The 20,705-nt window shown below is 71.0% G+C and carries 15 protein-coding genes and 1 pseudogene; 9 read left to right on the top strand and 7 right to left on the bottom strand.

Translation table 11 applies throughout. The features are described 5' to 3' along the window. Positions 1–2 precede the first annotated feature (2 nt). From KV557_RS44465 to KV557_RS17350, 3 genes and pseudogenes are all read right to left on the bottom strand, one after another. Entirely contained in the window at positions 3–950 is a 948-nt protein-coding gene (locus KV557_RS44465; protein WP_218201166.1) for a Yip1 family protein, read from the bottom strand. Between the two features lie 198 nt (positions 951–1,148). Beyond that, positions 1,149–2,222, bottom strand: a pseudogene (locus KV557_RS17355) (sugar phosphate nucleotidyltransferase); the annotation flags it as partial. 313 nt (positions 2,223–2,535) lie between these two features. After that, positions 2,536–4,758 carry a (Fe-S)-binding protein gene (locus tag KV557_RS17350; RefSeq protein ID WP_218201162.1) on the bottom strand — a complete coding sequence of 741 codons (2,223 nt, stop codon included), beginning with the start codon at positions 4,756–4,758 and terminating at the stop codon, positions 2,536–2,538. A gap of 299 nt (positions 4,759–5,057) precedes the next feature. On the opposite strand from KV557_RS17350, the gene dnaK reads away from it, so the two are divergent. From dnaK to KV557_RS17320, 6 genes are all read left to right on the top strand, one after another. Beyond that, positions 5,058–6,908, top strand: a complete 1,851-nt coding sequence (gene dnaK, locus KV557_RS17345) for a molecular chaperone DnaK (RefSeq protein ID WP_218201160.1) — start codon at positions 5,058–5,060, stop codon at positions 6,906–6,908. Then, positions 6,905–7,564: a nucleotide exchange factor GrpE gene (grpE, locus tag KV557_RS17340; protein ID WP_218201158.1), complete on the top strand. Its 660-nt coding sequence runs from the start codon at positions 6,905–6,907 to the stop codon at positions 7,562–7,564. The genes dnaK and grpE overlap by 4 nt, the downstream gene beginning before the upstream one ends. A 226-nt stretch (positions 7,565–7,790) precedes the next feature. Next, positions 7,791–8,939: a molecular chaperone DnaJ gene (gene dnaJ, locus KV557_RS17335; protein ID WP_218201156.1), complete on the top strand. Its 1,149-nt coding sequence runs from the start codon at positions 7,791–7,793 to the stop codon at positions 8,937–8,939. 16 nt (positions 8,940–8,955) lie between these two features. Beyond that, entirely contained in the window at positions 8,956–9,462 is a 507-nt protein-coding gene (locus KV557_RS17330; protein WP_218201218.1) for a heat shock protein transcriptional repressor HspR, read from the top strand. 211 nt (positions 9,463–9,673) lie between these two features. Further along, positions 9,674–10,666 (top strand): helix-turn-helix domain-containing protein, encoded by a 993-nt coding sequence (locus KV557_RS17325; RefSeq protein ID WP_218201154.1) that lies wholly within the window; start codon positions 9,674–9,676, stop codon positions 10,664–10,666. Positions 10,667–11,253: 587 nt separating this feature from the next. Then, on the top strand, positions 11,254–11,880 hold the full coding sequence (locus KV557_RS17320; protein WP_218201152.1) for a nucleoside 2-deoxyribosyltransferase: 627 nt from the start codon (positions 11,254–11,256) through the stop codon (positions 11,878–11,880). A gap of 14 nt (positions 11,881–11,894) precedes the next feature. Here KV557_RS17320 and KV557_RS42675 read toward each other — a convergent pair whose 3' ends face one another. The 4 genes from KV557_RS42675 to KV557_RS17305 all read right to left on the bottom strand — a co-directional run bounded on the left by KV557_RS42675 (position 11,895) and on the right by KV557_RS17305 (position 16,006). Next, a complete protein-coding gene (locus KV557_RS42675; RefSeq protein ID WP_308129943.1) occupies positions 11,895–12,092 on the bottom strand; it encodes a LuxR C-terminal-related transcriptional regulator in 198 nt (65 codons plus the stop codon). Between the two features lie 186 nt (positions 12,093–12,278). Then, positions 12,279–13,211: a LuxR family transcriptional regulator gene (locus KV557_RS17315; protein ID WP_218201150.1), complete on the bottom strand. Its 933-nt coding sequence runs from the start codon at positions 13,209–13,211 to the stop codon at positions 12,279–12,281. Further along, positions 13,201–14,307: a LuxR C-terminal-related transcriptional regulator gene (locus KV557_RS44075; RefSeq protein ID WP_308129938.1), complete on the bottom strand. Its 1,107-nt coding sequence runs from the start codon at positions 14,305–14,307 to the stop codon at positions 13,201–13,203. The genes KV557_RS17315 and KV557_RS44075 overlap by 11 nt, the downstream gene beginning before the upstream one ends. Positions 14,308–14,896: 589 nt before the next feature. Further along, a complete protein-coding gene (locus tag KV557_RS17305) occupies positions 14,897–16,006 on the bottom strand; it encodes a TDT family transporter (protein WP_218201145.1) in 1,110 nt (369 codons plus the stop codon). 70 nt (positions 16,007–16,076) lie between these two features. Here KV557_RS17305 and KV557_RS17300 point away from each other — a divergent pair, with 70 nt between their 5' ends. The 3 genes from KV557_RS17300 to KV557_RS17290 all read left to right on the top strand — a co-directional run bounded on the left by KV557_RS17300 (position 16,077) and on the right by KV557_RS17290 (position 20,603). Continuing rightward, on the top strand, positions 16,077–17,024 hold the full coding sequence (locus tag KV557_RS17300; protein ID WP_218201144.1) for a LysR family transcriptional regulator: 948 nt from the start codon (positions 16,077–16,079) through the stop codon (positions 17,022–17,024). Positions 17,025–17,128: 104 nt separating this feature from the next. After that, entirely contained in the window at positions 17,129–19,735 is a 2,607-nt protein-coding gene (clpB, locus tag KV557_RS17295) for an ATP-dependent chaperone ClpB (RefSeq protein WP_218201142.1), read from the top strand. Between the two features lie 307 nt (positions 19,736–20,042). Next, positions 20,043–20,603 carry a YbjN domain-containing protein gene (locus KV557_RS17290; protein WP_218201140.1) on the top strand — a complete coding sequence of 187 codons (561 nt, stop codon included), beginning with the start codon at positions 20,043–20,045 and terminating at the stop codon, positions 20,601–20,603. Positions 20,604–20,705 lie beyond the last annotated feature (102 nt).

Here is a 20,705-nt window from a genome sequence, read left to right as displayed (position 1 = left end):
GCTCAGCCCAGGGTCGGCAGCTTGATCAGGACCAGCAGCGCGACCAGCTGGACCGCCGCGGCGGCCGCCGCCTTGCCCCAGGGCAGGTCGTGCACCCGCCGGACCATCGTGGTCAGCAGGAACGCGCAGAACGCCCAGGTGGCCCAGCCGACGACCTGGACGACCGCGCTGCCGGACGGCAGCACCAGGGCGAACAGCAGCCGCGGCGCGTCGGTCAGCCAGCCGATCAGTGCGGCGAGGCCGACCGTCGACTTCCAGGGGCCGTCCCCGCCGAGCTGGCGGGCCAGGGCATAGGTGACCGCGCCGAAGATCGCGCCGGTGACGGTGAAGCCGATGGCAGCGGCGACCATGCCGGTCAGCGCGACGGTGAAGGTCGAGTTGACGATGTCGTCGTGGGTCAGGCCGATGCCGAGCACCGCGAGCGCGCCGTACAGCAGCGAGACGGTGAGGGCAGGGAGCCAGACCTGGTGGTCGCGGACGCGGTCGAAGGTCACGGCCGGGGCGCGGACGATGCCGGTCAGCAGCTCGCGCCAGTGCGGGCGCGGCCCGGAGACGTGCGGGGCGGACTGACCGCCGGCGCGGTAGACGGTGACGTTGTCCTGGCCGTACGGCGGCTGCTGGTGGTCCCCCTGGGGGTACCCGCCGCCCTGGTCGTAGCCCTGCTCGTAGTAGCCCTGGCCCTGGTAACCCTGGGTCGGGTACTCCTCGTGCGACGGCTGCGCCGCGTACGGGTCGCCGCCGGTCGGGAAGGCCCGGGTGTTCCCGGGCCGGTCGGCGGCGTACGGGTCGTGCCCGGCCGGGCCACCGCCCGCCCCCGGGTGCGGGGCCGTGAAGTACTCCGGTCCGTCCGTCTGCCCGTGCCCCCCGGGCGCCCCCGCCGGCGGCGGAGAGGCCGACCACCCGCCGTGGGGGTCGGCGCCCTGACCGCTGTCGTATCGATTACCAGCCACGTTCCGAAGGTACCCGTCCGGCCCAGTCCGCGTCGGCCCCGGACAGAGCCGGGGCCGGTTTGCAGCGAGCCTGAGACGAACGGGAGCGAGCCTGGACCGAAGGGTCCGAAACCCCTCCCGGGGCTAGCGCTGCGCGGTGACCGCCGGCCCGTGCACCGCGGCCGCCGCCGAGGCGCCCGCCGGACAGCCGCCCGGACCGGCCGAGGTGCGGACCGCGCCGACCGGCAGCAGTGTGCCGCAGGCGATCCGGATGCCGTTCGGCAGCTCGTTGTCGGACTCGACGATCGCACCGTCGCCGATCACCGCGCCATCCAGCGCGGAGCGATCGCCGACGGTGGCGAAGGCGCCCACGATGGAGTCCTTGACGAGGGTGTCCGGGCCGATCACCGCACCCGGCAGGATCACGCTGCCCTCGACGATCGCGCCCGCCTCGACCACCGCGCCCTCGGACACCACGGTGCCGCCGCTGAGCACCGCGCCGGGGTGGACGGTCGCGCCGGGCAGCAGCAGGGCGTCGCCGGTCGGCCCGGGGACGGCCGGGGAGTCGACCTTGCCGAGCACCAGGTCGGCCGAGCCGCGGACGAACGCGCCCGGGGTGCCGAGGTCCAGCCAGTACGAGGTGTCGACGACGCCGCGCAGCAGCGCGCCGGTGGCCAGCAGCTCGGGGAAGGTCTCGCGCTCGACGGACACCTCCCGGCCGGCCGGGATGCGGTCGATGACGGACCGGGTGAAGACGTAGCAGCCGGCGTTGATCTGGTCGGTGACGATCTGCTCGGGCGTCTCCGGCTTCTCCAGGAACTCCAGCACCCGCCCGTCCTCGTCGGTCGGCACCAGGCCGAAGGCGCGCGGGTCCTCGACCCGGGTGAGGTGCAGGGTGACGTCGGCCCCGGCGGCCACGTGGCCGTCGCGCAGGGCGGCGATGTCGACGCCGGACAGGATGTCGCCGTTGAAGACCAGGACCGGCTCGTCGGGGCCGCAGGTGAGCCCGGAGGCGGCGTTGCGGATGGCCCCGCCGGTGCCCAGCGGCTCGCGCTCGGTCAGGTAGACCAGCTCGATGCCGTACGGGGTGCCGTCCTGGAAGTGGTCCTCGAAGACCTCGGCGAGGTAGGAGGTTGCCAGCACCACGCGGGTGACACCGGCGGCCGCGGCGCGGGCCAGCTGGTGCGCGATGAACGGGACGCCTGCCACCGGCAGCATGGGCTTGGGGGTGTGGGTGGTCAGCGGACGCAGTCGCGTGCCCTTACCACCGACCAGCATGATCGCCTCGGTCATGGTCTGCGCTGTTCCCCTTGTGGTCTCTGCGGCCCGGCCCGGCGGGCCGATACCTCCGTCGGTGGTCTGGATCCGTCCGGTCATCTGCCCGGATCGGGTCGACCGGCCCGGGGGCCGGTCTGGCCTACTGTATTTCCTTCCAACCGAATGCCCGTCCGGCGGCCGTGCGATTGGCATCACGTGCCTGCGGCCGATGGAGCACAGCGGATGGAGCGCAGCCGCCGCACCGAGGCCCCAAAAGCCCGGCCCGGCGGGCGCTTTCGCGGCGACCGCCGGGCCGGGCAGTTGTAGCAGAACTGTCGAACAGAAGACGCTACGCGTCCACGGTCGCGGGCTCCTCGGCCTCGGCCGGCGGGGTCGCCTTGACCGAGTCGAGCAGCAGCTGGGCCACGTCGACCACCCGCAGGTGCTCCTTGGCCGCGCCCTCGTTCTTCTTGCCGTTGACCGAGTCCGAGAGCATCACCAGACAGAACGGGCAGGCGGTGGAGACGATGTCCGGGTTGAGCGACAGCGCCTCGTCCACGCGCTCGGTGTTGATCCGCTTGCCGATGCGCTCCTCCATCCACATGCGGGCACCGCCGGCGCCGCAGCAGAAGCCGCGCTCCTTGTGCCGGTGCATCTCCTGCTGGCGCAGACCCGGAACCTTGTCCATGATCTCGCGCGGCGGGCTGTAGACCTTGTTGTGGCGGCCCAGGTAGCAGGGGTCGTGGTAGGTGATCAGGCCCTCGACCGGGTTCACCGGGATGAGCTTGCCCTCGTCGATCAGGTGCTGCAGCAGCTGGGTGTGGTGGATGACCTCGAAGTGGCCGCCCAGCTGCGGGTACTCGTTGGCGATGGTGTTGAAGCAGTGCGGGCAGGTGGCGACGATCCGCTTGACCGGAGCGTCCTCCAGGGCCGCGTTCAGCGTCTCGACGTTCTGCGCGCCGAGCATCTGGAAGAGGAACTCGTTGCCCAGGCGGCGGGCGGAGTCACCGGTGCAGGACTCCTCCTTGCCGAGGATCGCGAACTTCACGCCCGCGGTGTGCAGCAGCTCGGCGAAGGCCTTGGTGGTCTTCTTGGCGCGGTCCTCCAGGGCGCCGGCGCAGCCGACCCAGTAGAGGTACTCGACCTCGGCCGGATCGATGTCCTCGCCGATCACCGGCACCTCGATGCCGGTCTCCTTCTTGAGCTCCTTGACCCAGTCCAGGCGGGCCTTGGTGGCCATGCCCCACGGGTTGCCCTTGTTCTCCAGGTTCTTGAGCATCGTCCCGGCCTCGGTCGGGAACGAGGACTCGATCATCACCTGGTAGCGGCGCATGTCGACGATGTGGTCGATGTGCTCGATGTCCACCGGGCACTGCTCGACGCAGGCGCCGCAGGTGGTGCAGGACCACAGCACGTCCGGGTCGATGACGCCGTTCTCTTCGGCGGTGCCGATCAGCGGGCGCTCGGCCTCGGCGAGAGCCGCCGCCGGGACGTCCTTGAGCTGCTCGGACGTGGCGGTCTCGTTACCCTCCATGTCCTTGCCGCCCCCGGCCAGCAGGTACGGCGCCTTGCCGAAGGCGTGCTCGCGCAGGCCCATGATCAGCAGCTTCGGCGAGAGCGGCTTGCCGGTGTTCCAGGCGGGGCACTGCGACTGGCAGCGGCCGCACTCGGTGCAGGTGGAGAAGTCGAGGATGCCCTTCCAGGAGAAGTGCTCGACCTGGGAGACGCCGAAGACGGCGTCCTCGGCCGGGTCCTCGAAGTCGATCGGCCGGCCGCCGGAGGTCATCGGACGGAGGGCGCCGAGCGCGGTGCCGCCGTCCTCCTCGCGCTTGAAGTAGATGTTGAAGAACCCGAGGAAGCGGTGCCAGGCCACACCCATCGAGGGGTTGATGCCGATGGTGGTCGCCCACGCGAACGAGATGCAGATCTTCAGCATCGCGAACAGGTAGATCAGGTTCGCCAGCGTGCCGTGCGACAGCCCGCTGAGCGCGGAGACCAGTGGGTACGAGACCAGGTGCTCCGGCCCGTACGAGTCGACGCCTTCGAGGGCGCCCTCCAGCGCGCGCAGCATCAGGATGCAGATGCCGATGCCGAGGATCGTGTACTCGACGTAGAAGGCCTGCCAGGCGATCGAGCCGGCGAAGCGCGACTTGCGGCCGGACCTCGACGGCAGGCTCATCAGCCGGATCACCATCAGGGTCAGGATGCCCAGCGTGGTCAGGGTGCCGACCAGCTCGACGAAGAGCTGCCAGATCATCCAGCGGCCGATGATCGGCAGCGCGAACTCGGCGTCGAAGAGCTGGCCGAAGGCGTTGACGATGGTCAGCACCAGGCTGAAGAAGCCGACCGCGACGAACCAGTGGGCGATGCCGACGATCCCCCAGCGGTTCATCCGGGTGTGGCCGACGAACTCGATCGCGACGGTCTTCACCCGCTGGACGGGCTGCCCGAAGCGGGTGGAGTCCGGCTGGCCGGTTCTCACCACCTTGAAGATGTACAGCGCCGCACGGGCGGCGAGCGCGGTACCGATCACGAACGTGACCAGCGAGATGACGATCGCTGCTAGCTGCATCGGCTCTCCGTCTCCTGCGGCTTCCTGTTGAGCAGTCTCTGGGGTTCTACAAAGCGAGTGTACTCGTCGGTAACTTGCCGGGCCGACGGCCCGGACAATACCGCTCGTTAACAGTTCTCCAGAAGGTTCTCAAGCTATGGCGGCAGTCACGTAAGTCCACACTCGCCGCACACTCCACGCCACCGGGGCCACGTGACGCAGCAAAGTTGAGCGACCAGGACTCATAGCTGTTGACGCCACCCGTCGGATGGTGCATCCTTGAGCCTGTAAAGCTCAACTCTTCCGTGGAGGTATCTACGATGGCACGCGCGGTCGGCATCGACCTCGGCACGACGAACTCGGTCGTCAGCGTTCTGGAGGGTGGCGAGCCCACCGTCATCACGAACGCCGAGGGCGCGCGGACCACGCCGTCCGTCGTCGCTTTCGCAAAGAACGGCGAGGTCCTGGTCGGCGAGGTGGCCAAGCGCCAGGCGGTCACCAACGTCGACCGAACCATCCGCTCGGTCAAGCGCCACATGGGCACCGGGTGGAAGATCAACCTGGACGGCAAGGACTTCAACCCCCAGCAGATCAGCGCCTTCATCCTGCAGAAGCTGAAGCGGGACGCCGAGGCCTACCTGGGCGAGACCGTCACGGACGCCGTCATCACCGTCCCGGCGTACTTCAACGACTCCGAGCGGCAGGCCACCAAGGAGGCCGGTGAGATCGCGGGCCTCAACGTCCTGCGCATCGTCAACGAGCCGACCGCGGCCGCCCTCGCCTACGGCCTGGACAAGGACGACCAGACCATCCTGGTCTTCGACCTCGGCGGTGGCACCTTCGACGTCTCCCTGCTGGAGATCGGCGACGGGGTCGTCGAGGTGAAGGCCACCAACGGTGACAACCACCTCGGTGGCGACGACTGGGACCAGCGCGTCGTCGACCACCTGGTCAAGGTCTTCCAGTCCGGCCACGGCGTCGACCTGTCCAAGGACAAGATGGCCCTGCAGCGTCTGCGCGAGGCCTCCGAGAAGGCCAAGATCGAGCTGTCCTCGTCCTCCGAGACCTCGATCAACCTGCCCTACATCACGGCCTCCGCCGAGGGCCCGCTGCACCTGGACGAGAAGCTCACCCGCGCCCAGTTCCAGCAGCTCACCGCCGACCTGCTGGAGCGCTGCAAGGTCCCGTTCCACAACGTGATCAAGGACGCCGGCATCTCGCTCTCCGAGATCGACCACGTCGTCCTGGTCGGTGGCTCGACCCGTATGCCGGCCGTCGCCGAGCTCGTCCGCGAGCTGACCGGCGGCAAGGACGCCAACAAGGGCGTCAACCCGGACGAGGTCGTCGCCATCGGCGCCTCGCTCCAGGCCGGTGTCCTCAAGGGCGAGGTCAAGGACGTCCTGCTGCTCGACGTCACCCCGCTGTCCCTCGGCATCGAGACCAAGGGCGGCATCATGACCAAGCTGATCGAGCGCAACACCACGATCCCGACCAAGCGCTCGGAGATCTTCACCACGGCCGAGGACAACCAGCCGTCCGTGCAGATCCAGGTCTACCAGGGCGAGCGCGAGATCGCCGCGTACAACAAGAAGCTCGGCATGTTCGAGCTGACCGGCCTGCCGCCGGCGCCCCGCGGCCTGCCGCAGATCGAGGTCACCTTCGACATCGACGCCAACGGCATCATGCACGTCGGCGCCAAGGACCTCGGCACTGGCAAGGAGCAGAAGATGACCGTCACCGGCGGCTCCTCGCTGCCGAAGGACGAGGTCGACCGCATGCGCCGCGAGGCCGAGCAGTACGCGGAGGACGACCACAAGCGCCGCGAGGCCGTCGAGACCCGCAACTCCGCCGAGCAGCTCGTCTACTCGACCGAGAAGTTCATCGCCGACAACGCGGACAAGCTCCCGGCCGACGTCAAGACCGAGGTCGAGACCGCCATCGGCGAGCTCAAGGAGGCCCTGAAGGGCGAGGACATCGCGAAGATCCGCGAGGCCTCGGAGAAGGTCTCCACCACCGCCCAGAAGCTCGGCCAGGCCCTCTACGCCAACGCCGACGCGGCCGGTGCCGCCCCGGCCGGCGACTCCGCCGCCCACGGCAAGGACGACGACGTCGTCGACGCCGAGATCGTGGACGACGAGAAGCACGACAAGCCCAAGGGCGGTGCGGCATGACCAAGCCGCAGGGTGGCAAGCCCGGCGACGACTCCGCCGAGGAGGCCGTGATCAAGGCCGCCGAGGAGGCTGTCGCTGCCGGTGCTTCGGACTCCTCGGATGCCGCGGGTGCGGCGGGTGCCTCCGGCGCCTCGGGTGCCGACGACCTCGCCACCGCCAAGCGTGAGGTCGCCGAGCGCACCGCCGACCTCCAGCGCCTCCAGGCCGAGTACCAGAACTACCGCAAGCGGGTCGAGCGGGACCGGCTCACGGTCCGCGAGATCGCGGTCTCCAACATCCTGGAGTCCCTGATCCCGGTCCTCGACGACATCGGCCGGGCCCGCGAGCACGGCGAGGTGACGGGCGGCTTCAAGTCCGTCGCCGAGTCGCTGGAGACGGTCGTCGCCAAGCTGGGCCTCCAGCAGTTCGGCAAGGAGGGCGAGCCCTTCGACCCGACCATGCACGAGGCGCTGATGCACAGCTACTCCTCGGACGTCACCGAGGACACCTGTGTGCAGATCCTCCAGCCCGGCTACCGGATCGGCGAGCGGATCATCCGCCCGGCGATGGTCGCGGTCGCGGAGCCCCAGCCGGGCACCCAGACCACGGCCGGCCCGGACGCCGACGCGGCCAAGTCCGGCGAGTCGGACAAGACCGACGGTGGCTCGGACAGCTGACAACCTGTGACAGCTGACAACCAGTGCGCTGCGGAGTCGTACGCCGGCCAGTACGGCGGCCGGCTCCGCAGCGCGCTGTCGGCAGCGGCCCACGGCGGCCAGGCTGTTGACAGCGCAGTGACGATGGACATCGGGAGGTGGCGGAGGCCGTGAGCGAGCGCAGCGAGCGAACCGTCAGAAGGTGCACGTGGCGCGAAGCGGCTGCCGAGCGAAGCGAGGTGGGCGCATGAGCGGCAAGGACTTTGTCGAGAAGGACTACTACAAGGTCCTCGGCGTGCCCAAGGACGCCACCGCCACCGAGATCAAGAAGACCTACCGCAAGCTCGCGCGCGAGTTCCACCCCGACGCCAACAAGGGTGACGCCAAGGCCGAGGAGCGGTTCAAGGACATCTCCGAGGCGTACGACGTCCTCTCCGACGAGAAGCGCCGCAAGGAGTACGACGAGGCCCGCAGCCTCTTCGCCAACGGCGGCTTCCGTTCCGGCGGCCCCGGCACCGGCAGCTACAGCTTCGACTTCGGCGACCTCTTCAGCGGCAGCCAGGGCGGCGGGGGCGGCGGCATCGGCGACGTCTTCGGCGGCCTCTTCAACCGGACCGGCCGGCAGGCCCAGCCCCGGCGCGGCGCCGACGTCGAGACCGAGGTCACCCTCTCCTTCGAGGAAGCCGTCGACGGCGCGACCGTCCCGCTCCGGATGACCAGCCAGGCCCCGTGCCGCAGCTGCAACGGCACCGGCGCCAAGTCCGGCACCACCCCGCGGGTCTGCCCGACCTGCGTCGGCGCCGGCACCGTCAGCCGCGGCCAGGGCGCGTTCGCGCTCTCCGAGCCCTGCAAGGACTGCCGCGGCCGCGGCATGATCGTCGACGACCCGTGCACCGACTGCCACGGCAGCGGCCGGGCCAGCTCCGCCCGCACCATGCAGGTCCGCATCCCGGCCGGCGTCCAGGACTCCCAGCACATCCGGCTCAAGGGCAAGGGCGCCCAGGGCGAACGCGGCGGCCAGCCCGGCGACCTCTTCGTCACCGTGCACGTCGACGCGCACCCGGTCTTCGGCCGCAAGGGCGACAACCTCACCGTCACCGTCCCGGTCACCTTCCCCGAAGCCGCCCTCGGCGGCACCATCGAGGTGCCCACGCTCAACGGCCCCGCGGTGAAGCTCAAGCTGCCCCCGGGCAGCGCCAACGGCCTCACCATGCGCGCCCGCGGCAAGGGCGCCACCCGCAAGGACGGCACCCGCGGCGACCTCCTCGTCACCGTCGAGGTCGTGGTGCCGCAGCACGTCACCGGCGACGCGCTGAGCGCCCTGGAGCAGTACCGCGAGGCCACCGCCTCCGACGACCCACGAGCCGCCCTGTTCCGGGCGGCGAAGGGAGCGTGACGACCAGATGACCCCGATGACGCCCGACAGCCCGATCGGCCCCGGCCTCGGCGAGGGCCTGCCCACCGACGGCCGCCGCCCCCGGCGGACGGCGGCGCCCCCGCAGTACGTGCTCACCGAGGACACCCCGGTGTACGTGATCTCGGTCGCCGCCGAACTCTCCGGCCTCCACCCGCAGACCCTCCGCCAGTACGACCGCCTCGGCCTGGTCAGCCCCGACCGCACCGCCGGCCGCGGCCGCCGCTACTCCGCCCGCGACATCCAGCAACTGCGCGACGTCCAGCGGCTCTCCCAGGACGAGGGCATCAACCTGGCCGGCATCAAGCGGATCATCGAGCTGGAGAACCAGGTCACCGCCCTCCAGGCCCGCATCACCGAACTGGCCGACTCCCTCGAAGGCGCCGCCGCCGCCCTCCAACAGCGCGAGGCCGCCGTCCACGCCTCCTACCGCCGCGACCTCGTCCCCTACCAGCCCCCGACCCCCCAGTCGAGCGCCCTGGTCGTCTGGCGCCCGAAGCGCTGACCTGGCTGTACAGCCCTCGCCGCCGGCTCCCTCCTGTTCGGGGGGTGCCGGCGGCTTGCGTGTGGTGAGAGAGTGCTGTACCGGGCAAGCACGGTCGATCTGCCTGCGACAAGGTATCTCGCCAGCTCAATCATGAGCGCCGTTTAAGATCCTTGCCACAGAAGACGACAGTCGCGTTGACTACTTATCCGGTCAACACAAGGAGCCGAAGATGAGTGGGCGAGAGCACGCAGGGACAGTACCCAGCGCATCACGCATCCTGTCCGAGGACGCCCGAAAGCTCTATCTGAAGGCCGTGAACGAAAACGGTCGCCTCACTCGGAGCGCAAGTTCGACTGCCGAAACCCCGGCCCTTGAGGAATTGCTGGACCTCGGACTGCTGATTCCCGATAGCGATGAGCCCGGCGCACTGCTGGCCGTCGACCCGGCACAACTCGCCAGCAGTCTGAGTTCGTCATGGCAACGTCAGGCCCTGGATTTGCTTTCGAGGGCGGTGGCACTACCAGCAGATCTCAGCGATCTCGCCGAGGCCTTCCACGCTCCGGACACCACCGGCGGATCGATCGAGTATGTCCGCGGGAAAGCCCTCATTAATCAGCGGCTTCAACAGTCGGCGGCTGCCGGAGTCATGGAAGGACTTTCCATGCAGCCGGGCGGCCCAAGGCCGGCAGAAATGCTTTCCTCGTTCCTGGAGCGCGACCTCGACATCCTGCGGCACGGCGCCTCAATGCGAACGATCTACAATGCCAGCACTCGGTACCACCAGCCGACACGGGACTACGTGGCGCAGCTGACCAAGGAAGGGTGGCAATTTCGAACTCTCGACGAGCCGTACGCCCGACTGATTATCGTGGACCGCAGAGTGGCCGTCATCCCGGTCGTCGACGACAGCCTGGCTGCCTTTGTCTACGATCCGGCTGTCATCAATTTTCTGATCGAGGAGGTCTTCGAGCGGAGCTGGAGCAGGGCGCTGGAATTCGACGGCGATCGCGCCGTACCGCACCAAGTGGTATCCCGACTCCGGCAGACCATAATCGACCTGCTACTCGCCGGAACCAATCATCGGGTCATCGCACGGAGGCTCGGCATAAGCGAGCGCACCCTCGCCCGCCATATCGCAGAAATGCGGGAGGAGTACAACGTCGACTCCCTCTTCCAGCTCGGTTATGTTCTTGGCCGCTCCCCAAGGCAACAAACAGACTGAGAATCGACCACCGAGGAGAAGACTCCCGCCGTCCCGGCGAATCCCGCGCTTCTACCTGCTCCCGTCCGGCCAGGAAGCGCCTTTACCTCGATTCAGCCCCAATGCAGGTCGTCCGCAACAACCGCCATTGCGGTGATCCTGGGGGCACTGGCCTGCCCATGGTCCGGCGAGAGAAAGCCACCGGCCAGCACAGCTATGCCGAGGAGCATCGGAAGCGCAACCTTACGGACGAGTCGGCGCATGTGAGACACGGACCCACCCTCCTACTCTCAAGAGCTCTGCGAGCTGGACCAATAGCACTGGCGTCCACATGATGCCGCAAGTTCCGCAAGAGTGTCATCTCCCCTACCCCAACGAGAGCGTCATCTCTCTGCCAGGCATCCAGATGACAGGGCGGGACGCTGGACGCGACCGCAGGCACTGATAGACGATCAGTTCGCTCCCAATGGTCCAGCTCAGATAGCAGACTTGCCGCTGTACCGTCAATTATCCGCCAGATCTCCCCGGATCTTTGAAGCAGTAACTACTGTCCCCAGCGCCTGCCGGCACCGCATCCACCACCCGGTCGGCCTTCCCCCGGAGTCGACATGACCGAGCCCTACCTGCGTCACCACGACAGCCAGGCCCCCGAGGGCCGGCGTGCACGTGTGTTTCTGGCCGCGCCGCTGATGCGGTTGACCGGGCCGGCGGACAGTGTGGTGACGCTTGCCAGCCGGACGCGGCTGACGACGCTTCGCACCACGCTGCTCCGCAGCGGTGCCGCCGTGTACAGCGCGCACCACAGTGACGCCTGGACCGTCGCCGGGCGGGCGCCGGAGCCGCGGGTCCCGTCGGACTTCCGGGCGCTGCAGTCGGCGGACCTGGTGTTCGCCTACGTCGGGGCACCGCTGTCGGCCGGGGTGAGCCTGGAGCTGGGGTGGGCGTCGGCGCTGCGGAAGCCGATCGTCCTCCTCGTCGACGAGGCCATCACGCACAACCCGCTGATCGCCACCATCGAGCAGGTCGCCCCCGTCCTGCCGCTGGTCTTCGACGACACCTGGTCGCAGGAGGCCCTCAACCACACGGTGGAGACCGCGCTCGACTGGGCCGGCATGGCACTGTCCCTGCGCGAGGGCTTCTGGACCGCCCCCGGCGAGCAGTTCAACGTCCCCCGCCAGCAGCCCCCCGTGGCCGGCCGCGTCGGGTACTGGCCCTCCGGTGCCGCCACCGGCTGAGCGGTGGCGCTCACTCACCGGACTCCCCCGTCCGGGCTCCCCGCATCTGCCGGCCCAGTTGGAACAGCGTCTCCGCGTCGTAACAGCTCACGCAGCCGGGCGATGTGGCCGGCCACCGTCCGCTCGCTCAGCCCCAGGCGGCCGGCGATCGCCCGCTGCCTGAGCCCCTTCGCCAGGAGGTGGCTGACCTGCTCACCGATCCGGGCAGCCACCGAGCGCGGATTGACGGCGCAGAAGAACCCGTCCGACACGTACGGCTTGAGCAACCCCAGGTCGAGCAACGCCTGGACCGCTTCCGTGTCCCGCTGCGGACGTCGGCGATGCGGATACGGCCGCCCGCGCGCAGGACCGCGCCGTACAGCTCGCGGGCGGCGGCGTCGGGAAGCTGTCGGTCGTGGTCAGTCATCCCGCTCCCCCCGTAGTTGCCAGCCGAGTTGGAAGAGGGTCTGGGCGCCGTAGCGGTCGCGGAGGCGGGAGATGTGGGCGGCGACGGTGCGTTCGCTGAGGCCGAGGCGGGTGGCGACGGCGCGTTGGGTGACGCCGCGGGCGAGCAGGCGGCCGATGCGGATGGTGGTGGGGGGTGGGGGGTTGAGGTGGTGGTCGGCGGGGGTGGCGCGGGACCAGTCGCGTTCGAAGTGGGCGACGAGGAAGGCGATGGCGGCGGGGTCGGTGAGGAAGGCGGCCCGGGTGGCGTCCTCGGCGGCGGGGATGACGGCGACGGTGCGGTCGAAGATCATCACGCGCTGGTAGGGCTCGTTCAGGACGCGGACCTGGGCGCCCTGGCCGGTTCTGAGCAGGATCTGGCGCTGGGCCGTGCGGTCGGTGACGGTGACGGGCTGGTAGAGGATCCGCATGGCACAGCCGCGTTTGAGGAGGGCGAGGTCCTGGGCGAGGGCCATCCGCAGGACGTCGAGGGGGCGCCGGCCGGGCTGGGCGGCCAGGAACTCCTCCTTGCAGTCGGAGAGGAGTTCGGTGATGCGTTGACGGATGTCGGCGTTGCCCTCGATGTGGGTGGCCTCGCCGGTGCGGGAGGAGGCGCGCGGGACGGCGTCGTAGGCCCGGGTGAGCGGCGCGAGGGCCGTCGGGAGGCTCTCGGTGTGGACGAGGAGGCGGGTGGCGCGGGTGCGGAGTTCGGTGCCGAGGCGGTCCCCGACGGCGCGCGGGTTGACGGCGGTGTAGCCGGTGGCGGTGGGGGTGAGCAGGCCGCGGGCGACGAGGACGGCGAGGGTGGGGCGGTCGGCGGGGGCGAGGTCGTCGGGGCGCAGGTGCCCGCCGCGGCGGACGGTGGCGAGGTAGAGGGCCCGCTCGGCCGCGGTGGGCTCATCGGTCATCGCGGGAGCCTCGCATCAGCCAGCCGAGCTGGAAGAGGGTCTGGGCGCCGTAGCGGTCGCGGAGGCGGGAGATGTGGGCGGCGACGGTGCGTTCGCTGAGGCCGAGGCGGGTGGCGACGGCGCGTTGGGTGAGGCCGCGGGCGAGCAGGCGGCCGACCCGGTCGGGGGTGCTGCGGGCGGGGCCGTGGCCGAGGGCGGCGGCGGCCTCGGTGGTGTCGGCGCGGGCCCAGTCGCGTTCGAAGGCGCCGACCAGGAAGGTGATGGCGGCGGGGTCGGTGATGAACGCGGCGGTGCTGTTGTCGTCGTTGGCGGAGATCACGGCGACGGTGCGGTCGAAGACGATCAGCCGCTGGAAGGGCTCGTCGAGGATGCGGATGAGCGAGCCGTGCCGGGTGACCTCGTCGGCGTAGGCGAGGGCGGCCTGGTCGGCGAAGGCGACCGGCTGGTAGATGGTGCGCAACGAGCAGCCGCGCTGCAGGAGTTGGACGTCCTGGAGGAGGGCGACCTGGAGGGTGTCGGCGGGCCGGTGGCCGGGCTGGGCGGTGAGCACCTCGGTGCGGCAGTCGGAGACGAGCTGGGAGATCCGCTGGCGGATGTGGACGTGGCCCTCGACGTAGACGGCGCCGCCGGCCCGGCCGGGCGGGCGGGGCATGGCGTCGTAGGCCCGGGTGAGGCTGTCGAGGGCGCCGGGGAGGTTCTCGGCGCGGACCAACAGCCGGGTGGCCTCGCTGCGGAGTTCGGCGCCGAGGCGGTCGCTGACGGAGCGTGGGCTGACGGCGGTGTAGCAGGCGTCCATCGCGTTGGGCATCAGCAGGCCGATGTCGACGAGCTGGTGCAGGGCGGTGCGGTCGGTCTCGTGGACGCCGGTGAACGGGATCCGGCCGCCGGCGGCGAGGATCGACAGGTACAGCTGGCGGGCGGCCTCGTCGGGTTCTCCCGCGCCGGCGAGCCCGCCTGCGAAGGCGGCCGAACTCGCCTCCGTCAAGCCGGCCGTGCTCCCGTCCGCGAAGCCCACCGCGTTCCCGTCCGTGAGGTCCCCCGATCCCCCGTCCGCGGACTCGCCGTGGTCCGGAGCGACCGCCGGTTCCGCCGTCACGTCGCACACTCCCTGCCGGACGCCTGTCGGATGTGCTGTGCCCCGTGCCCGGCGTCCCCGATCGCGGGTGCTCATCGGCCACGGTATCCGGCGGTCGGCGGACCCCTGGGGCCCGGGTGCCGTCGCACCCGGGAGACCCAGGGGCCCGCCGTTGCCACGCCATACCAAGGCGCTTCCGGCGAGGCGGAGCAGCAACGCCTCGCCGGATCCGGTTCCGGGTGCCATCACCACACATGGCGTCCCGGCCGGTTGCTCTTCCCCCCGTTATGCAGGCACGGGACGTCCTGCATTCGCATTTGAAGAGCAAGTCGCCACCATCGGGCTGCGGTTGCCCGGACGGCTTGACGTGACTCCACCATCACAGCGTGACGGCCGGTGAACAAGTGCCACCCGAGTGCATGTTCTCGCAATTGCAGCTATCCGCACTACGGGGCTGCCGCGAGGGGCCGGGCGGTGGTTCGGATTCCGGTAAACGCCAAGGCCGGGAGGGTATACGGACGATCGCGGTGGGCGGTCAGATGCGACCTGCGCGTTCCTGCAGCAGGTCGGTTCCCGCGACCGGCGCGGGAACCGACCCCCCCAGCAGGGGTCACCGCGCCAGCAGCCGCCCACGCGCCAGCCCGGTGGCGGTGCCGGTCGCGGCGGCCGCCCAGGCGGCGGCCAGCAGCACGTACAGCCCGACGGACAGCGCGCTGAACCCGCCGAAGCCGGTGTGCCGGGCGAGCGCGGCGGTGCCGGTGACGCAGGTGCCGATCGGGAAGGTGGACGCCCACCAGGTCATCGCGAACGGCATGCCCGCCCGCCGGGCCCGCAGGTTGGCGGTGAGCGCGACGGCCAGCCAGAGCATCGCGACGCCGATCACCGCGACGCCGTACAGCTCGGCGAGGTCGAGCATGGCGGGCGCCAGCGCGGGCAGCACCGGGCGGGCGGCGTCGGCGAGCTGGTGGACGGCGGTGACGGACTGGCCGAGCGGCCCGAGCACCAGGAACAGCGACGGGGTGAGCGCGAGGGCCGGCAGCTTGCTGTGGAAGAGCCCGGTGAACACCACCGGCAGCAGCACCAGGGTGGCCAGCAGGCCGATGCCGAACAGGGCCCAGCAGCCGTACAGCATGGCCTGCTGCGGCTGGCCTGCCGGCAGGTGCGGGATCAGCGCGGGACCGGTGGCCGAGGCGACCAGCGGGGCGACCACGGGCAGCAGCCAGGTGGGGTTGGCCTCCAGCGCGGACACCGGGTGCCGGGTGATCATCAGGTACGGGATGCCGCCGGCCACGGCCAGCGCGTACAGGGTGCCGACGCCCCAGAGCACGGCGTCGACGGCGACGGCGGGGCCGGTGCCGATGACCCGGGAGCCGAGCAGCAGGGTGCCGAGGCCGACCGAAAGCAGGGCCATCGGCGGGCAGCCGTAGAAGACCGCGGTGGCCGGGTTGTCCAGCAGCTGGGCGCGGGCGGCCTCCCGGTGCCGGGTGAGGTGCACCACCCGGGCCGCGACCAGCACCAGCAGGGCGGCCAGCGCGAGCGCCCACAGCACCTCGCCGAAGCCGGTCAGCCCGGGCGGGCGCACCGGCAGGACGGCGGCGCCGTTGCCGAGGATCGCGGTGCCCATGACGGCGGCGTACCAGTTGGGGCCGAGCTGGGCGAGATCGAGCCGGGTGCGGGCGGCGGGGCGGGTGAGCGGGCGGACATCGGCCAAGGTGGACATGGACCCACCGTCCCTCCGGAAGCCGGCCACCGGTAGCGCCCGGCGTTCTATGAGGACATAGCCTGAACCTATGACCAGCACCCCGCGCACGCTCTCCCCGCGCGTCCCCGAACTCGGCGCCCTGGAGCTGCTGCTCGCGGTGGCCCGGCTGGGCAGCGTCGGACGGGCGGCGGCCGAGCTGGGCGTCAGCCAGCCGACCGCCAGCGCCCGGATCAAGGGCATGGAGCGGCAGATCGGCGTCCCGCTGCTGGAGCGCTCCCCCCGGGGCAGCCGGCCGACCGAGGCGGGCCGGCTGGTGGTCGAGTGGGCCCGGCAGGTGGTGGAGGCGGCGCAGGCGCTGGACGCCGGGATCGACGCGCTGCGCGAGCGGCGCGACGCCAAGCTGACGGTGGTCGCCAGCCTGACCGTCGCCGAGTACCTGATGCCGGGCTGGCTGATGGCGCTCTCCGAGGCCAGTCCGGGGACGGCGGTGACGCTGCGGACGGCGAACTCGGCGGAGGTCGCCGGGCACGTCCTGGCCGGGGACGCGGATCTCGGCTTCGTCGAGGGCCCGTCCACCCCGCCCGGGCTGGCCGGCGCGGTGGTGGCCGCGGACCGGCTGGTGGTCGTGGTGGCGCCCGGCCACCCGTGGACGCGCCGCCGGACGCCGCTGACCGGGCCCGAGCTGGCGGCGACGCCGCTGGTGCTGCGCGAGCCCGGATCGGGCACCCGGGAGGTGCTGGAGGCGGCGCTGGCGCCGTACGGGGGCGCGGCGCGGCCCCGGCTGGAGCTGGCCTCGTCGACGGCGCTGAAGGCGGCGGCGATGACCGGCGCGGGGCCGGTCTGCCTGAGCGAGCTGACGGTGGTGGAGGAGCTGGCGACCCGGCGGCTGGTCGCGGTGCCGCTGGCGGCGGGGCTGGACCTGCGGCGCCCCCTGCGGGCGGTGTGGCCGGCCGGGCAGCGGCCGACCGGTCCGGCCCGGGAGCTGCTGGTGCTCACCCGGCGGGCCTCCGGGCCGCTCGCCGAAAAGCAGGCGTGAGCGGAATGGAACGTGAGCTGGGGAGAACTTGAGCGGAATAGACTCAACTTAGTGCATGCTGTACCCAGCAGGACTGAAGGACGACGAGGGAGGAACCCCCAGCAGTGGACGCCAGCAAGTTCACCACCAAGACGCAGGACGCCCTGTCCGCCGCGATCCGGCAGGCCGGTGCGGCCGGGAACCCGGACGTCAAGCCGGTGCACATCCTGATCGCCCTGCTGGAGCAGCCCGAGGGTATCGCCAGGCCGCTGCTGGAGGCGGTCGGCGCGGACGTCGCGCGGACCGACGCGGAGGCGCGCCGCCAGCTGACCGCGCTGCCCAGCGCGAGCGGCTCGACGGTCGCCGCGCCGCAGCTCGCCCGGGACACCCTCGCGGTGCTCACCGAGGCCGGCAAGCGCGCCGACGACCTGGACGACCAGTACGTCTCCACCGAGCACCTGATGGTCGGCCTGGCCGCCGAGGGCGGGCCGGTCGCCGAGGTGCTGGTGCGCCAGGGCGCGACGCCCAAGGCGCTGCTGGCCGCGTTCAAGGACGTGCGCGGCAGCGGCCGGGTCACCTCGCCGGACCCGGAGGGCACCTACAAGGCGCTGGAGAAGTACGGCACCGACCTGACCCAGGCCGCCCGGGACGGCAAGCTCGACCCGGTGATCGGCCGCGACCAGGAGATCCGCCGGGTCGTCCAGGTGCTCTCGCGTCGCACGAAGAACAACCCGGTGCTGATCGGCGAGCCCGGCGTCGGCAAGACGGCCGTGGTCGAGGGCCTGGCGCAGCGGATCGTCGCCGGTGACGTGCCGGAGTCGCTGCGCGGCAAGCGGCTGGTCGCGCTGGACCTCAGCGCGATGGTCGCGGGCGCCAAGTACCGCGGCGAGTTCGAGGAGCGGCTGAAGGCCGTCCTGAACGACATCAAGCAGAGCAACGGCCAGGTCGTCACCTTCATCGACGAGCTGCACACCATGGTCGGCGCGGGCGCCGGCGGCGACTCCGCGATGGACGCCGGCAACATGCTCAAGCCGATGCTGGCCCGCGGCGAGCTGCGGATGGTCGGCGCCACCACGCTGGACGAGTACCGCGAGCGGATCGAGAAGGACCCGGCGCTGGAGCGCCGCTTCCAGCAGGTGCTGGTCGGCGAGCCCAGCGTGGAGGACTCGATCGCCATCCTGCGCGGCCTCAAGGGCCGGTACGAGGCGCACCACAAGGTGCAGATCGCGGACGCCGCCCTGGTCGCCGCGGCGACCCTGTCCAACCGGTACATCACCTCCCGCTTCCTGCCCGACAAGGCGATCGACCTGGTCGACGAGGCGGCCTCCCGGCTCCGGATGGAGATCGACTCCTCCCCGGTCGAGATCGACGAACTCCAGCGCTCCGTCGACCGGTTGCGGATGGAGGAGCTGGCCCTGGAGAAGGAGTCGGACCCGGCCTCGGTCGACCGGCTGGTCCGGCTGCGGCGCGATCTCGCAGACAAGAACGAGCAGTTGAGCGTCCTGACCGCCCGCTGGGAGCAGGAGAAGAAGAGCCTCAACCGGGTCGGCGAGCTCAAGGAGCGCCTGGACGACCTGCACGGCGCCCTCGAACGGGCCCAGCGCGACGGGGACTTCGAGCGTGCGTCGAAGCTGATGTACGCCGAGATCCCGGCTGCCGAGAAGGAACTCACCGACGCCCAGGAGCGCGCCGCGGACCAGGATGCGTCCGCCTCCATGGTCAAGGAAGAGGTCGGCCCGGACGACGTGGCCGACGTCGTCGCCTCCTGGACGGGCATCCCGGCCGGCCGCCTGCTGGAGGGTGAGAGCGCCAAACTCCTGCGCATGGAAGAGGAGTTGGGCAAGCGCCTGATCGGCCAGACCGAGGCCGTGCAGGCCGTCTCCGACGCGGTGCGCCGCACCCGCTCCGGCATCGCCGACCCGGACCGCCCGACCGGCTCGTTCCTGTTCCTCGGCCCGACCGGCGTCGGCAAGACCGAACTCGCCAAGGCCCTGGCCGACTTCCTGTTCGACGACGAGCGGGCGATGGTCCGGATCGACATGAGCGAGTACGGCGAGAAGCACTCGGTCTCCCGCCTGGTCGGCGCCCCGCCCGGGTACGTCGGCTACGAGGAGGGCGGCCAGCTCACCGAGGCGGTCCGCCGCCGCCCGTACAGCGTGGTGCTGCTGGACGAGGTGGAGAAGGCCCACCCGGAGGTCTTCGACGTGCTGCTCCAGGTGCTGGACGACGGCCGGCTCACCGACGGCCAGGGCCGCACGGTGGACTTCCGCAACGCGATCCTGATCCTCACCTCCAACCTGGGCAGTCAGTTCCTGGTCGACCCGGCCACCCCGGAGGACAAGAAGAAGGAGCTGGTGCTGGAGTCCGTCCGGGCCGCGTTCAAGCCGGAGTTCCTCAACCGGCTGGACGACATCGTGGTCTTCGACCCGCTGGGCACCGCCGAGCTGAGCCGGATCGTCGACCTCCAGGTGGCCCGCCTCGGCGAGCGGCTGCGCGAGCGGCGGCTCACCCTGGAGGTCTCCGCGGCCGCGCGCGACTGGCTGGCCCTCACCGGGTACGACCCGGCGTACGGCGCCCGCCCGCTGCGGCGGCTGGTGCAGTCCGCGATCGGCGACCAGCTGGCCCGGGCGATCCTCTCCGGCCAGGTGCACGACGGGGACACCGTCCTGGTCGAGCGCGACGAGGAGAACGACCGCCTCACCGTCCGTGCGCGCGGGCCGCTGGAGAAGTAGCCGGTAGGCACGTGCGGGCCGTCCTCTCCGGCGAGGGGGCGGCCCGTCGCGCTATGGCCCCGACAGCCCGTCAGCGCCTGCTGGTTGGCACGATCAGCTGCTCCCGGTACATGGCCGACTACCTGCAGATCTTCCGGCCGCTGCAACCCGGCGCAGGCCCGTCCGTACGCACCTGTACGGGCCCGAAACGAAGATCGGCCGACGGCCGGGTACCTCTGTGAGGCAGGGCCCGAATGAGGCAGGATGGGAGGTGGAAAGGGCGGCCTCTCATTGCCGGCCACCACGTGCACTGAGGAAGAGGACCCCCATGAGCATCGACCCGTCGTCCATCCCGTCGTTCGGCGCCCCCCAGGGCGGCCAGCCCGGCGGCCAGGGGCGGCCGGCCGGTCCGCCGCCGATCGTCGTCCCGGACCAGAACCTGGTGGCCCAGCTGCTCGACCAGATGCAGCTCAAGCACGTCGTGGACGAGGAGGGCGACCTCACCGCTCCCTGGGAGGGCTTCCGCGTCTACTACATGTTCCGCGGCGAGCAGAAGGAGCTCTTCGCGGTGCGCGCCTTCTACGACCGCGCGTACCCGCTGGAGAAGAAGACCGAGATCCTCGACCTGATCGACGAGTGGAACCGCGAGACCCTCTGGCCGAAGGTGTACACCCACACCCACGAGGACGGCGTGGTCCGCCTGATCGGCGAGGCCCAGATGATCGTCGGCACCGGCGTCAACCTGGACTACTTCGTCACCACCACCGCCAACTGGACCCAGGCCGCGGTCGGCTTCGAGCAGTGGATGGTCGAGCGCCTCGGCCTGCAGAACGAGATCGAGGGCGAGGAGGGCGACGGCGAGGCCCCCGAGGGCACCGACGAGGCCTGATCCCGCCCCAGGGCATCCCCAGGGCATCACGAACGGCCCGCCACCGAGTACACACCCGGTGGCGGGCCGTTCTTGTCCCGGGCCCCCGCCTGCCCCAGGATG

This window comes from Kitasatospora aureofaciens (genome assembly GCF_019192735.1).
GTDB classification, from domain to species: domain Bacteria; phylum Actinomycetota; class Actinomycetes; order Streptomycetales; family Streptomycetaceae; genus Kitasatospora; species Kitasatospora aureofaciens_A.
Note: the sequence above shows the minus strand (reverse complement) of the source record. Positions and strands in the feature narration are given on the sequence as shown.

Coding starts and splice junctions, on each gene's coding strand:
- KV557_RS17320 (WP_218201152.1), top strand. CDS start 11,254: ATGACCGAGCCCTACCTGCGTCACCACGACAGCCAGGCCCCCGAGGGC.
- dnaK (WP_218201160.1), top strand. CDS start 5,058: ATGGCACGCGCGGTCGGCATCGACCTCGGCACGACGAACTCGGTCGTC.
- KV557_RS17315 (WP_218201150.1), bottom strand. CDS start 13,211: ATGACCGATGAGCCCACCGCGGCCGAGCGGGCCCTCTACCTCGCCACC.
- KV557_RS17290 (WP_218201140.1), top strand. CDS start 20,043: ATGAGCATCGACCCGTCGTCCATCCCGTCGTTCGGCGCCCCCCAGGGC.
- grpE (WP_218201158.1), top strand. CDS start 6,905: ATGACCAAGCCGCAGGGTGGCAAGCCCGGCGACGACTCCGCCGAGGAG.
- KV557_RS17305 (WP_218201145.1), bottom strand. CDS start 16,006: ATGTCCACCTTGGCCGATGTCCGCCCGCTCACCCGCCCCGCCGCCCGC.
- KV557_RS17350 (WP_218201162.1), bottom strand. CDS start 4,758: ATGCAGCTAGCAGCGATCGTCATCTCGCTGGTCACGTTCGTGATCGGT.
- KV557_RS17300 (WP_218201144.1), top strand. CDS start 16,077: ATGACCAGCACCCCGCGCACGCTCTCCCCGCGCGTCCCCGAACTCGGC.
- KV557_RS17325 (WP_218201154.1), top strand. CDS start 9,674: ATGAGTGGGCGAGAGCACGCAGGGACAGTACCCAGCGCATCACGCATC.
- KV557_RS17330 (WP_218201218.1), top strand. CDS start 8,956: ATGACGCCCGACAGCCCGATCGGCCCCGGCCTCGGCGAGGGCCTGCCC.
- dnaJ (WP_218201156.1), top strand. CDS start 7,791: ATGAGCGGCAAGGACTTTGTCGAGAAGGACTACTACAAGGTCCTCGGC.